The organism is Gammaproteobacteria bacterium (assembly GCA_016199745.1).
Lineage (GTDB): Bacteria > Pseudomonadota > Gammaproteobacteria > Acidiferrobacterales > Sulfurifustaceae > JACQFZ01.
This window is the reverse complement of record JACQFZ010000014.1, coordinates 1-14,214: the sequence shown is the minus strand read 5'-3', so window position 1 is coordinate 14,214 and position 14,214 is coordinate 1. Positions and strand designations below refer to the sequence as shown.

At 59.8% G+C, this 14,214-nt stretch carries 14 protein-coding genes; 9 read left to right on the top strand and 5 right to left on the bottom strand.

Annotated features, from left to right (window positions below; translation table 11 throughout):
• The first annotated feature begins 72 nt into the window (after positions 1-72).
• The 5 genes from HY308_02915 to HY308_02895 all read left to right on the top strand — a co-directional run bounded on the left by HY308_02915 (position 73) and on the right by HY308_02895 (position 3,769).
• A complete protein-coding gene (locus HY308_02915) occupies positions 73-735 on the top strand; it encodes a hypothetical protein (protein MBI3897229.1) in 663 nt (220 codons plus the stop codon).
• A gap of 244 nt (positions 736-979) precedes the next feature.
• On the top strand, positions 980-1,690 hold the full coding sequence (locus HY308_02910) for a hypothetical protein (GenBank protein MBI3897228.1): 711 nt from the start codon (positions 980-982) through the stop codon (positions 1,688-1,690).
• Positions 1,691-1,726: 36 nt separating this feature from the next.
• Complete coding sequence (locus HY308_02905) at positions 1,727-2,500, top strand: hypothetical protein (protein ID MBI3897227.1); 774 nt, start codon at positions 1,727-1,729, stop codon at positions 2,498-2,500.
• 14 nt (positions 2,501-2,514) lie between these two features.
• Positions 2,515-3,399 carry a hypothetical protein gene (locus tag HY308_02900; protein MBI3897226.1) on the top strand — a complete coding sequence of 295 codons (885 nt, stop codon included), beginning with the start codon at positions 2,515-2,517 and terminating at the stop codon, positions 3,397-3,399.
• A gap of 91 nt (positions 3,400-3,490) precedes the next feature.
• Positions 3,491-3,769 (top strand): hypothetical protein, encoded by a 279-nt coding sequence (locus tag HY308_02895; protein ID MBI3897225.1) that lies wholly within the window; start codon positions 3,491-3,493, stop codon positions 3,767-3,769.
• Here HY308_02895 and HY308_02890 read toward each other — a convergent pair.
• Positions 3,750-4,280, bottom strand: a complete 531-nt coding sequence (locus HY308_02890) for an SPOR domain-containing protein (protein ID MBI3897224.1) — start codon at positions 4,278-4,280, stop codon at positions 3,750-3,752. The two genes, HY308_02895 and HY308_02890, sit on opposite strands and share 20 nt — an antisense overlap.
• A 282-nt stretch (positions 4,281-4,562) precedes the next feature.
• On the opposite strand from HY308_02890, the gene HY308_02885 reads away from it, so the two are divergent.
• On the top strand, positions 4,563-7,316 hold the full coding sequence (locus HY308_02885; GenBank protein ID MBI3897223.1) for an EAL domain-containing protein: 2,754 nt from the start codon (positions 4,563-4,565) through the stop codon (positions 7,314-7,316).
• 26 nt (positions 7,317-7,342) lie between these two features.
• Here the strand turns inward: HY308_02885 and HY308_02880 are convergent, their stop codons facing one another.
• Complete coding sequence (locus HY308_02880) at positions 7,343-7,777, bottom strand: heme-binding protein (GenBank protein ID MBI3897222.1); 435 nt, start codon at positions 7,775-7,777, stop codon at positions 7,343-7,345.
• A 271-nt stretch (positions 7,778-8,048) separates the two neighbouring features.
• Here HY308_02880 and HY308_02875 point away from each other — a divergent pair, with 271 nt between their 5' ends.
• The gene (locus HY308_02875) at positions 8,049-10,517 is read left to right on the top strand and encodes a hypothetical protein (protein MBI3897221.1); all 2,469 of its coding nucleotides are present in this window, start codon (positions 8,049-8,051) and stop codon (positions 10,515-10,517) included.
• 2 nt (positions 10,518-10,519) lie between these two features.
• Positions 10,520-12,358, top strand: coding sequence for a hypothetical protein (locus HY308_02870; protein MBI3897220.1), 1,839 nt, complete (start codon positions 10,520-10,522; stop codon positions 12,356-12,358).
• A 120-nt stretch (positions 12,359-12,478) separates the two neighbouring features.
• Here HY308_02870 and greB read toward each other — a convergent pair whose 3' ends face one another.
• The 3 genes from greB to HY308_02855 all read right to left on the bottom strand — a co-directional run bounded on the left by greB (position 12,479) and on the right by HY308_02855 (position 13,610).
• On the bottom strand, positions 12,479-13,033 hold the full coding sequence (greB, locus tag HY308_02865; protein MBI3897219.1) for a transcription elongation factor GreB: 555 nt from the start codon (positions 13,031-13,033) through the stop codon (positions 12,479-12,481).
• A 138-nt stretch (positions 13,034-13,171) separates the two neighbouring features.
• Complete coding sequence (locus HY308_02860) at positions 13,172-13,396, bottom strand: type II toxin-antitoxin system HicA family toxin (GenBank protein ID MBI3897218.1); 225 nt, start codon at positions 13,394-13,396, stop codon at positions 13,172-13,174.
• A 16-nt stretch (positions 13,397-13,412) separates the two neighbouring features.
• Positions 13,413-13,610 carry a response regulator gene (locus tag HY308_02855; protein ID MBI3897217.1) on the bottom strand — a complete coding sequence of 66 codons (198 nt, stop codon included), beginning with the start codon at positions 13,608-13,610 and terminating at the stop codon, positions 13,413-13,415.
• A gap of 261 nt (positions 13,611-13,871) precedes the next feature.
• Between HY308_02855 and HY308_02850 the strand changes: the two genes are divergently transcribed.
• The gene (locus HY308_02850; protein MBI3897216.1) at positions 13,872-14,081 is read left to right on the top strand and encodes a transposase; all 210 of its coding nucleotides are present in this window, start codon (positions 13,872-13,874) and stop codon (positions 14,079-14,081) included.
• Positions 14,082-14,214: the final 133 nt, after the last annotated feature.

The following is a 14,214-nucleotide window of genomic DNA, read 5'->3' as shown; positions in this document are numbered from 1 at the left end:
TGAAACGCATGGTCGGTGAACGACACCGGGAGACTTGCTATGGCGCGATCGCCATCTAAATCGGATCGGACGATGAGGAAGTCGACGAAGGCAAACACGCAAATGGTTGCCAAGTTGCACAACGTGCGCAGTACCTTCAACTCCGCGCGCGCCGGAAAAAAAGTAGCGCGCAAAGTAGTTCACCGCGACTTTCCGACCGGCACTTATGCGCGCGGGACCCAGATCGGCTCGCAGCTCCTGAATCAGGGTCATAGTCACTCGGCCGCAGTCGAGGTCGATCACATTCCCACCGATGGCTCGCAACGCGGTTCTGTGGGACGACAGTCGAAAACAAACCAAGAGGCGACGTTGCAACGGCCGGCGGCGCCGTTGTTGAAATCGATTCATCGCGAACACCCAACCACTGCCGGTGGTCGCCGTTACGACCCAGGATTTGCCGCCATCCAACGTAAGGTTCAGCTCGGTTATCCGCACGTCGGTACCGTTGACCAGATGCGCCAACGCGGGCGCGAAGTAGCGACCGCGATGCACATCGATGCTTACGAACCGATCGTAAAGCGGCTTCGCCCGAGCGCGACTCGACGCAAGCTGATGGCGGGTGCGGTCGCCGAGACGCTGGATCGACCGACGATATTAAGAACGGATGCCGGCGAGGTGCATCATGTCAGTTTCGAACCAGAACAGCGTGAGCGGCTGACAGTGCGGGCAAAGCGCAAGTTCGGCGTTGACGATTGAGCGCGAGCCGCGCCGGTTAGGAACATGCGGTTGAAGCAATGACAGGAGAACTGAAATGCCGGAAAGGGTGAGTAAACGATCCGATCATAGCTAGAGGCCATCTCATAAGTGCCAATATCGGCACTTCTTCCCTCATCCCCGTCCCTTCTCCCGGGGGGAGAAGGGAGTAAAACCCCTCTCCCCCCGGGAGAGGGGTTGGGGTGAGGGACTTATGAGATGAGCTCTAATAGGAAGGAGATGAAACATGCCGAAAGAAAAAAGAGAGCGAACCCGCGCAGCGACGTTCGCGCCTTACACGGTTCGCTCGTCGACACGCGAGCAAACCGTGAGCGGTGCGCGGGCGCGCGGCGAACGGTCTACGCGCACGTCCGCCGCTGCCGGCAAGGTGCGGCGGTCAACGATGTTGAGCGGCGATTTTCCGTCGGGCTCTTACGGCCACGGGCGTCAAACCGGTCCGGGGCTGATGAACAAGGGCCACGGTAGCCACATCAAGGTGGAAATTGATCACGCGCCGACCGATGGCTCGCAGCGCGGCGGATTGGCGCGCGAATCGGCGGAGAACCAGGCGGTGACGTTCCAGCGACCGGCGTTCGTCGTACCGAAGTCGTGGCACCGGCAGCATCCGACTACCGCCGGCGGTTCGCACTTCGATCCGAAGTTTGCGCAGATGCAGCAGCACATGCAGCTCGGTTATCCGCACGTCGGCACTGAAAGCGAAATGCATCAACGTGGCCGCGAGGCGGCGACCGAGCAGCATCTGTTGGCGTATGCACCGATCGCGTCGTCGTCGTCGCTCGGCGCCAAGCGCCGGCAGACAATCGTCGGCGCGGTCGAGGCGATGGTGACGCAGCCGACACAGCTGCATACCGGTGGTGGCCACGAGCAAGTTCACTTGACGGCTGATCAGCAGCGTTCGTTGGTGGGTACGGCGAAGAAAGTGTTCAGCGATCTCTGATGGTAACGATGCGAAGGCCGATCTTGAGGAGGCATCATGGGTAGACATGTAAATACGGCGTCGTCGTCGCGCCGTAACGTTCACAAGAAACGGTCGAAGTTCGGTAAGCGGCCCGAGTGGATTCGAGTCTCCAGCGTCAACACCCAAGGCGCTAAGTCGGATGTGATCAGCGCGTTGCGGCACGGTGTGGCGACATCGTCCGCGCCGGCGTTCGCCGCGTTCCAGGAGTCGGGGGCGGCGCCGCATGGTTGGCCGCTGACGCCGCATCCGTCCGATCCCCAGATCATGACCGGGCAGATCAGCGCCGCCGGACCGCGGCGCAGCGCGGTGTACGCCGCTGTGCAACTTCCGATCGGGCGCAAATCCAAGCGGCCGGTTCGCAACGGTCAGATCCTGTTGTCGAATCGACCGTTCCGACGCGTGTTCCAAACGACGTCGGGTCGTACCGGGCCGGGCCTGCGACCGGCGCTGGCGGCGCTGACCGACGACGCCTTGGTTGCGACGGTGCACGAACCGTCGGGCACGCCGGCGTTCGCCGCGTCGCAAGCGGGCTATCATTTCGCCGAGCTATCGACGGTGGCGACCGGCGCCGGTGTGCCGCTTGGCATGGTCGGTGACATGAACACCAGTGCCGAGCGCATGCGCGCGCGGCTGCCGACGACGGCGCACATCGTTACGCCGCCCGGCGCGACCCATCAATCCGGCAGCACGCTCGATCACGGAATCTTCACCGGTCGCGCGCGCGTGGCGATGGGCACGGCGATGGCGGGCGATCATACGCAACAAGATTACGAGATGACGGACAGCTAATTGCGGAGGGCGTTATGGCAAAGGCACCAACCAGTCCGAAAGCATCGAAAGCGGTAAAGCGAAGTTCTGGCGGAATCGTTAAAAGGACAGTGGCAACGCGTGCGCGTGGCAAGATCAGCGATGCGCAGGCGCGCGCGAACATGGACTTCATTAACAAGTTTGATTCGAGGAACATGCGCGGTGGTGTCGGTATTCCCGGTGGCCGGAAATTGGCCGACGTTCGCAAGTTTGCCCCGCTCGATTTCAAAAACATCCACGGTGAGCTCAAGACGATCCTGCAGACGTCAAAAGATCTGCATGCGATGAAGGCTGTTGCTCATAAGAAGAAGGCGGGCAAGAAAGAGTTGGGAAAAGCGCGGCAGTTGGCGGGTAAAGTGAATCGCCGCATCGTGTTCCAGCCGGGGCAGATGGGCGAGCATTCGGTGCATACCGCCAACGACATTGCCGCCGTTTGGAATAGCGAGAAACAAGGCAAGAGCAAGGTATACGACTACGCGAGCCTGGCGCCGAAGCTGGAAACCCGCGTGCAGACTCCAACCCGCAGCGGCAAGAAATATTGGACGAAGCCGATGACGGCCGATCAGCGCCGCGCCCATATCGCTACCGCGATGGGGCATGCGATCGAAGGCGACATTGGCGCCGCCGATAAGGCGATAGCCCACATCGGGCCGACAGCGCGGGGTCAAAAATGGGTGAACAAGATGTCGTCGCTGATGATGGCAGAGCGCGGTCGCGAGGTTTTTGCCGGCAAAAAAACCAAAGAAACCAGCGCGGTGCACGCCGCGCTCCGTCACGTCGCCGATAAAAAAACTTTTAGCGACGTATTCGTGAACCGCGCCAGCAAGCTGGCACCGTTCGCGCAGATCGGTGGGGCCAAGACCTTTAGGAATGGGTCATGAGAATCACGCTCATGGCGTCGAAATGACCGATGGCGGATAGAAGGCGATGTGCCACCGAAGACGACGACTAACGATCGCGTACGGATGATCCATGGCACGTGTCTATCGAACCTTTGACTACGGCGAAGCGCGGGTACGCGTGGCGTTAGTCGACGATCCTGGCGCGGCCGATCTGCTGGTGCATCGCGTCGGCACGTGGGGCACGGCGCACGGCGATGCTTTGTGGTACCTCACCGGCAACAAACAAGACGCGACGGTGTGGGTTTATTTCGGCAGCATCGGCGCCAGCGATGTGAAGGTGTATTTCGTCGATAGCTACGGTCAGGCCGGTTGGCAGCGGCCGCATCGACTCAAGGGGCGGTTTGGCTGATCTTGGCTTTGGTTTCCGCCGGCAGCTGAATGACGGTCAACGATTGTGACAGTTGCAATTGCTGCGACAAAAATCCGCGGGCTGACTGCGCGGCGGCGACGGAGTCGAAGGTGCCGGCGGCGAGCGCGCTCCAGTGAGCGCCGTTTTGGTCGATCACCGGAATCGTTTTGAACGGATAACGTAATTCGCGCAAGCGCTGCGTCAACGAGTTGGCGCTGGCGGGTTCAGTAAATAATCCCAACTGCAGCGCGTACTTAACGTCGGCCGCCGGTGTGGCCGGTAGTAGCAGCGCTTCATACGGCAGCGGCGCGCCATCGGCTGACTCGGCCGGCGCGCTGTTAGCGGCGGTTGGCGATTTTGCCGCTGATGTGTGGCTCGACAGCAGCGGCGCCCACTGATCGATCGCCGTTGTTAGCGGTTGCCGGATCGACGGTGGTGCCAGCGTGCCGGCGACGAAGGCCAGTGCGCCGAAGGCTGCAACCAATAGCAGAAACCCTAGCTTGGCGAACATTGGCTGGCGGTCATGCGGTTACGGTCGAATGGATTGAGAAACAACGCGTATCCAAGCCTAGTACAGCCATCCCGCTTTCTCAACGCAGCACCGGCGTGCACGGCGGTTGCCGCAAAAAAATTTTTCGACGAGAGCGGTCGCGGGTGAACCGAGTATACTGCCTCGGCGATGTATTTTATTCGCGCTACATGGATAAGGCCGCCGCTACCGACAGGATAAATGTCGGCGGTGCGACAAAAAGGAGATCGGGGTTGTGAATGTCGATTATCAACGGCAATGCCAATGATGGAGTCGTCGACGCCATCGTCTTCGGTTCATCCCACCGTACGCTCACGCCCGCTCGATAACGTCGTCATTGCCTCCGCCGTCCGGCTCGGGCGCTGGCTGACGCGCGTCCATAGCGGCGATCCGCTGCGGCGCGCGCTAAATCGCGGGTTTGCCGCGGCACTGGTCGTTCTCATTGTTATTTCTGCGTTCGTCGCGCCGTCGGTTTATTTTGCTGCTGGAAAATTGCACACGGCCCTTATCGCGCTGGCGAACGTTCCGTTATTCGTCGGCGCTTGGTGGCTCAATCGTCGCGGCACGGTTTATGGCGCCGTATTGACCACAATCGTGCTGGCGGTCGCCAGCGCTGTTGCTTTGCTTCCGCCGAGCTACGCACTAACGCTGACACCGGTGCCGTTGGCGCTCATTTTTTCGATCCTCACCGCTACGTTGTTCATTCGTCCGCGCGCGGGAATTTTGGCATTGTTGTTTCAAGTTGCTGTGCTTGCCATCGGTCTCGCCGTTGTCGACATACCTTGGCAAAAAAATTTATCGTACTTGCTAGTATGTTCGTTGGTGCTGACGGTATCGACGGCATTGTTGATTGTCGGCGCTTCCATCCTCCGTCGCGCGTTGCTGCGCTCGATCGCCGCCAACGAATCGCTGCAACGCGTCAACGCCGAGCTGGCGCAAGAAAATATCGGCCGTGAACGCGCCGAGCAGCGGTTTGCGCGCGTATTTCATGCGAGCCCGGCGCCGATGTTGGTGGTGCGTGCCACCGACGGTGCATTCGTCGACGTCAACGACAGTGCGCTCAGTTTGCTCGGTTTTGCTCGGGACGAAATGATCGGCCGCAACGCGGTCGCGATCGGTTTGATCAGCGAACAACAGCAACAGCGTGCCGGCCGATTGCTGAAAAAGAGCGGCAAGATTCGCGATAGCGAATTACGCGTGCGCACGAAGAGCGGTCGCTGGTGCTGGTTGCTGGGCTCGATGGAATCGATCGAGCTCGACGGCGAGCGTTGCCAGGTTGTGACCTCGCTCGATATCACCGAGCGTAAACAGACCGAAGAAGCGCTGCGCCGTTCACAGCAACAGTACGCGTCGCTGGTCGAGACCATTGACGGCATCGTCTGGGAAGCGGACGCGACGACATTGCAGTTTTCGTTCGTCAGTCGGCAGGCGGCGCGGCTGCTCGGTTATCCGTTGCGGCAATGGATCGGCGAGCCGAACTTCTGGCGCGATCGCATTCATCCGGACGACCGCGAATGGGTGGTCGACTCGTGCCTGGCGGCGGCGCGCCATCTGGACGACCGCGAGTTCGAGTACCGCATGCTCGCCGCCGATGGCCGTGCCGTTTGGCTGCACGATCTAGTGTCGGTGGTGGCGCAAGATGGGCGCGCCGTGAAATTACGTGGAGTGATGGTCGACATCACCGAACGTAAGCAAGCCGAGGAGCGACTTAGCTTTCTGGCGCATCACGACGTGCTGACCAACTTGCCGAATCGGTCGCTGCTGCACGATCGCTTGCAATTATTGATGCATGAGTCCGATCGCCGCGGCGGTGCCATCGGCGTGATGTTTCTCGATCTCGACCACTTCAAGACCATCAACGACAGCCTCGGCCACGCCGTCGGCGATCAGTTGTTGCAGCAAGTCGGCCAGCGTTTGAGCCGATGTGTGCGCGTCGGCGACACCGTCGCGCGTGTGAGTGGCGATGAGTTCGCGCTGGTCTTGGCCGGCGTGCAGCAGTCGGACGACGTCGTGCTGGTGGCGCGTAAGGTATTGGAATGCTTTGCGCGTTCGTTCACGGTCGGCAGTCATGATCTTTATATCACCTGCAGTATCGGTATCACGCTGTATCCGCACGACGGCAAGGACATCGACGGCTTGCTGCGCAATGCCGACGTCGCCATGTACCGCGCCAAGGAGCTTGGACGCAACACCTATCAGTTTTACGCTGCCGAGATGACGGTGCGCGCGCAGGAGCGGCTGGCGCTCGAGCACGACTTGCACCGCGCGCTCGAGGCGCAGGAGTTCGCGCTGCACTATCACCCGGTCATCGATCTGCGTACGCGCGCCATTATCGGCGGCGAAGCATTGTTGCGTTGGCATCATCCGTACCGCGGCGGTCTGATGCCGTCGGAGTTCATTGCGGTCGCCGAGGAGAGCGGGCTGATCTTGCCGCTCGGCGATTGGGTGCTGCAAACCGCTTGCCAGCAGTGTCGTCTATGCCGTGTCGAGGGTGTGGCGGTACGGATGATTATCAACTTGTCGCCGCGCCAGTTTCAGCAGCGCGGCTTGATCAACGATCTGATCGATGTGCTCAAGAACGCCGAAGTCGATCCATCGGTGCTGACGCTGGAGATCACCGAGAGCACGCTGATGCGGCCGGAGACGGGCACCGAGACGGTGCTACATCGGTTGCACGATCTCGGCGTGCGCATTTCGATCGACGATTTCGGCACCGGTTATTCCTCGCTCGCTTACCTCAAGCGCTTTCCGATTTCGGTATTGAAGATCGACCGGTCGTTTATCGACGGCATCGGCCGCGACCCGAACGACGAGGCGATCATCAACGCCGTCATCGCTATGACCAAGAGCCTGCACATCGAGGTGGTAGCCGAAGGTGTAGAAACAGAACAGCAGCTGCGCTTTCTCGAGGAGCGCGGCTGCGATGCGGTGCAGGGATTTTATTTCAGTAAGCCGCTACTGCCGGAGGAGTTTGTGACGGCATTAAAAAAGCAGGCGGACGCGATTACGGTGAATTGATCGTCCGGTGTCCGCCCGTTGGCGAATCAAAGTGCTTCCGCACCGGCCTGGGCAACTTGGGCATCTTGCGAAGAGTGCATGCCCGATACGCCGATTGCGCCGATAACTTCGCCGTTCGCCAATAGCGGAATACCGCCCTCGAGCGCGGCGACGTTTGCCATCGACAGAACACGTACGCTACCGGCGGCCAATGCGTCTTCGAAGACTTTCGTCGGCCGGCGAAACTTCAACGCTGTTTCCGCTTTTGCTTGCGCGATCTCGACACTGCCGTATTGCGCCTGGTCGAGCTTATGCAGCATTACCAGGTGGCTGCTGCTATCGACGATGGCGATGACCATCGGCCAGTGATGGCGGGCCGCTTCGGCTTCCGCTGCTGCCATGACTTTCTTGGCGGCGGTTAGCGAGATCGGTGCGCCGTAACGCGGTGGCAGGGCGGTGGTGGCTGAGGGTGTGGTCGGCATTATCGAAACGTTTTGATTATTCATTACGGGACTCCCCGAATAGGTAAAGCCATGTTACGCAACGGTGCCGGGATAGCCAACCATGGGCTCGACGGTGCCATCATTCATGCTGAACGGCGGCATTTTTCGGTCCACGCTCAGATCTGTCTTAAATTTTCTTCAAATTCTTCGCTACTGACGAATTGTCACCGTGTATCAGTATCTGGATCGCGGTAGTCGGTTAAGGCGCGACATTAACAGTCCATTCGCGAAAGATTGAGAACAACAATAAATGATAAGGGGAGGTGGCATGATCGCCACTGGGAAGACGTCGTTTGCAACGTCCCGTGCTTTTTGTGCGAAGCGGGTTAATCTGTCTGCAGTCGCTATTCAATCGGTTCGCTCGGGTTCACAGCTTTGCAAACTCGCCGCCGTCGGCGCGATGTTGCTCTTAGGCGGGTGCGGCGGCGGTCAAGCGTCCGATGGTGCTAGCAACGCAACGCCGACTAACCCGTCGCCGACCGATCCATCGGCGACATACATATTAAGTGTCACCACCTCCGGTTCGGGAACAGTGACGTCCGCTCCGGCGGGTGTTACCTGCGGCAGCGACTGTAGCGAGTCCTACGCCAGCAACACCGCAGTGACATTGACTGCTGCGCCCACCTCCGGTTTTGTCTTCAGTGGTTGGGGCGGCGACTGCGCCGGTACCAATTCCTCGTGCACCGTGACGATGAGTGCGGCGCGCAATGTCACCGCGAGCTTTAGCGCCAGCACGCCGTTGTCGATCAAGCTGCAAATAGATTCCGTATCGGCGGCAACGCCGGTGACTTTCGGGCACGTATTCGTCAAGGGCGATGTCACGGCGAATTCGGGGCTGGCATTGCGTACCGTCGCCGGACAGCTGCTGCCGGTGCAGGTCGATAACAAAGCAACCAGCAGCGGCTCACTGCGTTATGGAATTTTGAGCGCCGTCGTGCCGGCAAGTGCCGGCAGCGCGTTCGAGTTGGTGGCGACAGCGCCGCTTGGCGCGCATACACCGCGCGATGTCGCCGAGTTGTTGAACAGCGGGTTCGATGCTGTGGTTACCCTAAAAACGTCGGGCGGTCGCACGCTCACGGCATCGGCGCGCACGTTCTTCCTGCGCAAGGCGACGCGTTGGCTCGATGGGCCGATCGTCACTGAATGGGAAACCAGCGGCGCGCCGAGCGATGCCAACGGCGATGATCCGCACCTCGCCGTTCGCTTCAACGTGCGCAGCTACGCCGGAATGACCGGAGAGCGAGTCGACGTGGTGGTGGAAAATGATTCGACCAAGATCGAAACGCCAAGAGTCTTTACCACCAGCAATGTCACGTACGACGTCGACATCTCGATCCGCGGCACGTCGGTATATTCGAAGCCGGCGCTGTTGCACTACCGTCAGGCGCGCTGGCGCAAGGTCTTCACGCCGTTCACCGACGTGGCGCCGCGTTACGACGTCGCTTACCTGAAGAAGACCGGTGCGGTGCCGAATTACGATCCGACGGTGACGCTCAACGACAAGACGCTGACCTCCTGGAGCGATCATTCGCTGTCGATCGAGCCGTTGACCACCGTGCTCATCAACCCGGTGATGGGGACCGCCGGTGGTCGATCCGAGATCGGCATCCTGCCTGGGTTCACCGCGGCTTATGTCATGAGCATGGATGCCCGCGCGCGTCAGGCGTTGCTTGCGGTTGGAACATTGGCCGGCAGCTTTTCGATCCACTTCCGCGATAAGAACACCGATCGACCGGTATCGATCACGACCTATCCCGACTTGACGCTGCTCGGTAATCCCGGCGATACCAAGCACCCGTTCCCGGCCTGCAGCGGCGATTGCACCAACTCGCCGTCGCTGGTCCCGGAGACGGCGCATCAACCGTCGCTGGCGTATCTGCCGTATCTCATCACCGGTGATCGCTATCACCTCGACGAACTGCAATTCTGGGCGGACTACAACGCGTTCGTGTCCAACCCGGCCTATCGGGCGAATGCCCAGGGGCTCGTGAAATGGGATCAGGTGCGCGGTCAAGCATGGTCACTGCGCACGCTTGCGCAGGTCACGCTCATCACGCCGGACGACGATCCGCTCAAGAATTATTTTTCGACGATTCTCGATTACAACCTCGCGTGGTATCGCGATCACTTGGTCAACGGCGAGTTCACCAACAACCTCGGACTCGTCGCCAACGGTACCGTATTTGCCTACCAGAACGGCCGCGGTTTCGCGCCGTGGATGGACGACTTCTTCACTTCCGCGGCGAACGAAATGTTCGCCATGGGTTTCGATAACGCCAAACCGTTACTGAGTTTCAAGGCCGGCTCGCCGGTGAAACGTATGCTCGATATGTGTTGGATCGGCGCTGCCAGCTACTCGATGGTCGTGCGCGCCGATACCACGAGCCCGCTGTATCAAAGTTTCGGTGACGTCGAGCGCGCGACCTTCGACACGAGCGCGTGGCAGAACGCGGACGGTAGTCGCTACCTCGATCAACCGTGCGCAGGCCAACCGATGGCCGATTGGTTGACGGTGCACGAGAAGACCAAATACGTGCTCGGCCAGATGATGGGAAATCCAACCGATCCGGAATCGTACACCGCGACGCTGCAAGCAGCGCTCGCCGCTGCTGTCGATGCCAACGTCGATCGCGCCAACGACGCCTGGAGCCGCTTCGCCGGTCGCTCGGTCAAGGCGAACTACGCGTCTGAGCCGCAGTTCGCCATGGTGCCGAGGTAAACATGAAAACTTATTTGCGAAGCGCGGTATCCAGCGCATTTTGCGCCACGTTGTTATTGGCCGGATGCGGCGGTGGTAACGCCACCGACACGTCTGCCGATACACCGTCGAATCCGACGTCCCCTGATCCCGCGCCGACTTACGTGCTTAGCGTTAGCAAATCCGGTTCAGGCACCGTGACCTCAGATCTCGCCGGCATCGCTTGCGGGAGCGACTGTAGTGAGTCCTATGCGAGCGATGCCACTGTCACGCTGACCGCCGCGGCCGCGACCGATTTTGTTTTCAGTGGTTGGAGCGGCGACTGCAGCGGTAGCGTTGGCACGTGCGTGGTAACGATGGGTGCCGCACGTAATGTCACGGCAACGTTTAGCGTTGTGCCGGCGGCGTCGTCATATACATTGTCGGTAACGGTGGCCGGTGCCGGCACGGTCAAGAGCGATCCGGCCGGCATTACCGATTGCACCGTCAGTTGCAGCGCAAGCTTTGCGAATGGAACCCGCGTTGTTCTGACCGCCTCGCCGGTGGCGGGACACACCTTCAGCGGTTGGAGCGGCAGCGGTTGTTCGGGCGTGACGCCGTGCACTGTGGAAATGAGCGCGGCGCGCAGCGTCACTGCCGGTTTTTCCGGACCGCCCGATAACAGCCTCAGCGATTTCGAGCGTCACTTAGTCGAGCTGCCGCCCGATACATGGTACGAAGTACCGAATACGCCGATGAAAGCTGTCTGCCCGCCCAGTCCCGGTGGTGTCCAGGGTTGCGAGGCGGTCATCAATAGCTGGTCGGGCGGTGCTTACGATCCGCTGCACCGCAAGCTGCTGATTTGGGGCGGCGGCCACAACGACTATTGGGGCAACGAGGTCTACAGTTTCGATCTGCGAACCGGTAAATGGGAGCGCTTGACCGATCCATCGCCGACCAAGGATCCGGTAACCGGCGCGCCGTTGGCCGGCGCCGATGTCGATCCGCTGTCCGACGGTAATCCGGTGTCGCGCCATACCTACGATGGGCTCGTTTACATCACGCACGTGAATCGTTTCCTCGGTGAGGGCGGATCGCGCGCGTGGAGCGGTGGTCCGACGTCGGTGACATGGTTGTTCGACGTCGAGCAGCGCAAGTGGACCGACGTGCTCGATCCGAAAATGGTTGCCGCCGGTGGCTCCGAAGCCGGCAAGCTCTTGGGACCGGGCGGCTACGAAAACGCCAGCGGTTACGATCCCGCGAGCGGACTCGTCTTCATGCGTATGCACGCACTGCTGTACAGCTACGATGTCAACGTCAACCAATGGAAGACAGTGACGGGCTTCACCTTCAACGATCCGGCGAAGCCGGCGAGCGAAGCGGTTTGGCCGCGTTACGATGTGTCCGGCGCCAAGCGCGCCGCGATCGACACCAAGCGCCGTCTTTTCTGGTCGGTGGGCAGCAACGATTACTTGGTGTGGGACATCGCTCAGGCCAAGTTAGTCACTAACGATTGGGTCACCACCGGCGGCGGCGACTACAGTAACGAAGCCCGCCTCGGCAAAAACACCGACGGTAGCCAACGCTATCCAGGTCAGGTCTTCCGTTCCGGCGGCGGCGACATCATGAACGCCGGCGCGCCGGGCTTCGACTATGACGCTAAAGCCGATCAATTCGTCGCCTGGAAAGGCGGGTCACCGTACGTGCTCAATCTCGCGACCAAAGTCTGGACGATAAAAAATGCCACCGGCGCACCGGCGGCGCAGACCGTCCGCGGCACCTTTGGACGTTGGCGTTACCTCGAGCGGTACAACGTTTTCATTTTGGTGAACGAGGTTTCATCGAACGTTTATTTCTACAAGAACAGCGCCGGCGGTCCGTAGCCGATAGCGCCGGGTTTTGTTGGCACCGTATTTTCGGTGTTGCGGTTAGCCGACGCGGTGGAATGGGTGACCGGTGGGTGGATCGTGTTTCTTGGCGCAGATTAGCCGAACAAAAGCGACCTACGTGAGCGTTTGATACTGAATCTTCAGGATCTCCAGCTCGCGTATCCCGGCCGGCGTCTGTAGTCGCACGACATCGCCGACGCGCGCCTTGAGCAGCGCCTTGGCGATCGGTGAAACCCAGCTGACATAACCGCGTGCGGGATCGACTTCATCCAAGCCGACGATCGCGATCGTCTGCTCGACGTTTTCCTGATCGCACACGCTGACGGTGGCGCCGAAGAATACTTGTTCCGTATTTTGGCGTTGCGGATGAACGATCTCGGCTTTCTCTAGCCGCCGGATCAGAAAACGAATGCGCCGATCGATTTCACGCAGCCGGCGTTTGCCGTAAATGTAATCGCCGTTCTCGGAACGATCGCCGTTCGACGCCGCCCAGGCGACAGTCTCGACGACTTTGGGCCGTTCTTTATTCACCAGTTGTTCGAGCTCGTTCTTGAGGCGCGCATGGCCGGCGGGGGTGATGTAATTTTTCACGCCGACTGGAAGACCGGCCGGTTCCGGCAAGTCGTCGTCATCGTCAGTGTCGGATTCTTTGGTAAATGCTTTGCTCATGCCCGTTTGTCTCGAAGGATTCGCCCTACTGGCTGGATCATAAGCCTAAAGTATGGCTAGACAAACTAGGGACTTAGATCAAAAATCCCTACCCTTTTTCACAAAAAAATAGGCGTTAGCCCGGCTCCGCTGGGTGGCCTACCGGTTAGGGCGCTTGGCGGTTAACTCGGGCGCCCCGGTGATCAACGTAGTTTCAGGAAATCCTCGACCGCGAAACCCGCGTCTTTCAAGATTCGCGAAAAGTTTGCGCGCTTCATGCCACAGCGTTAGGTGACTGCCGGACTGGCGGTCCGCGACGAAACCTTGTGATTTGAGAAAGTGGACCAGCTCGCGTGCGGTGAGTTGGGGCAATCGGGGTGTCATTAAGCGACCCGGATGGTCAGCTCTTAATGCCGGGCATGCGGTGGTCGAGCAGCGCCAGATCGATATCGTTGGTGGTGGCAATTTCAATGGCCTGAGTGCCCGACGTCGCCGTCACCACATCAAAGCCCGCCTCGGTGAGCGCTTGCTCAGCGTAGAGCAAAGTCAGTTCATCGTCGTCGACGATGAGAACGCGTTGTTTGTTGGGTATGCTCATACATCCTTGTCGCCGCGGTCACCGCGGCAAAAAAATCAGTTGAACGCACTAGGCCGTGTTAACAATCATCAATCCAAGCATGCTCCCACCCAGCCATAAACGTAGAGCGATTCATGGAACGATGGGCACAGACGAACCATGGGAACGGATCAAAGACCCGCGGCCGGGCAAGCCGAGCAATCCCGGCGTGATCGCGGCGACCATCGACGCTTTGTTAAAGCGGTGTTGTAGAGTGGGTGTACCGACGCTCCGTGGCGTGACCTGCCGGAGACATTCGGTTCTTGGCACACAACGTTTACCCGCTTTGCCTGTTGGACCCAGGCCGGTGTCTGGGATCGCGTGTTTCCCCCGCGGTGTTTGATACACCTATCTCAGCCGATACCCAATTTGCGGCAATTCACGACGTTCGAGCGCCACACGAGTAAACGAAATCTCTTTATAATCCAGTGCGCGAAGCTGGTCAGAAGTTAATTCGATCCTCGGCATGATTCCTTCGTTGGTAACTGTTAGTGGCGGTCCAAATCCGCGTAAATCTGGCGGCGAGATCGGTGGAGATATATTAGTAAGTCAGCGTTAGGAGTTGTCATCCGATCCGGCGTCGGTG

Excerpts from the sequence above, each read along its gene's own strand:
- HY308_02915 (MBI3897229.1), top strand. The coding sequence starts at position 73 with ATGAGGAAGTCGACGAAGGCAAACACGCAAATGGTTGCCAAGTTGCAC.
- HY308_02910 (MBI3897228.1), top strand. The coding sequence starts at position 980 with ATGCCGAAAGAAAAAAGAGAGCGAACCCGCGCAGCGACGTTCGCGCCT.
- HY308_02905 (MBI3897227.1), top strand. The coding sequence starts at position 1,727 with ATGGGTAGACATGTAAATACGGCGTCGTCGTCGCGCCGTAACGTTCAC.
- HY308_02900 (MBI3897226.1), top strand. The coding sequence starts at position 2,515 with ATGGCAAAGGCACCAACCAGTCCGAAAGCATCGAAAGCGGTAAAGCGA.
- HY308_02895 (MBI3897225.1), top strand. The coding sequence starts at position 3,491 with ATGGCACGTGTCTATCGAACCTTTGACTACGGCGAAGCGCGGGTACGC.
- HY308_02890 (MBI3897224.1), bottom strand. The coding sequence starts at position 4,280 with ATGTTCGCCAAGCTAGGGTTTCTGCTATTGGTTGCAGCCTTCGGCGCA.
- HY308_02885 (MBI3897223.1), top strand. The coding sequence starts at position 4,563 with ATGATGGAGTCGTCGACGCCATCGTCTTCGGTTCATCCCACCGTACGC.
- HY308_02880 (MBI3897222.1), bottom strand. The coding sequence starts at position 7,777 with ATGCCGACCACACCCTCAGCCACCACCGCCCTGCCACCGCGTTACGGC.
- HY308_02875 (MBI3897221.1), top strand. The coding sequence starts at position 8,049 with ATGATAAGGGGAGGTGGCATGATCGCCACTGGGAAGACGTCGTTTGCA.
- HY308_02870 (MBI3897220.1), top strand. The coding sequence starts at position 10,520 with ATGAAAACTTATTTGCGAAGCGCGGTATCCAGCGCATTTTGCGCCACG.
- greB (MBI3897219.1), bottom strand. The coding sequence starts at position 13,033 with ATGAGCAAAGCATTTACCAAAGAATCCGACACTGACGATGACGACGAC.
- HY308_02860 (MBI3897218.1), bottom strand. The coding sequence starts at position 13,396 with ATGACACCCCGATTGCCCCAACTCACCGCACGCGAGCTGGTCCACTTT.
- HY308_02855 (MBI3897217.1), bottom strand. The coding sequence starts at position 13,610 with ATGAGCATACCCAACAAACAACGCGTTCTCATCGTCGACGACGATGAA.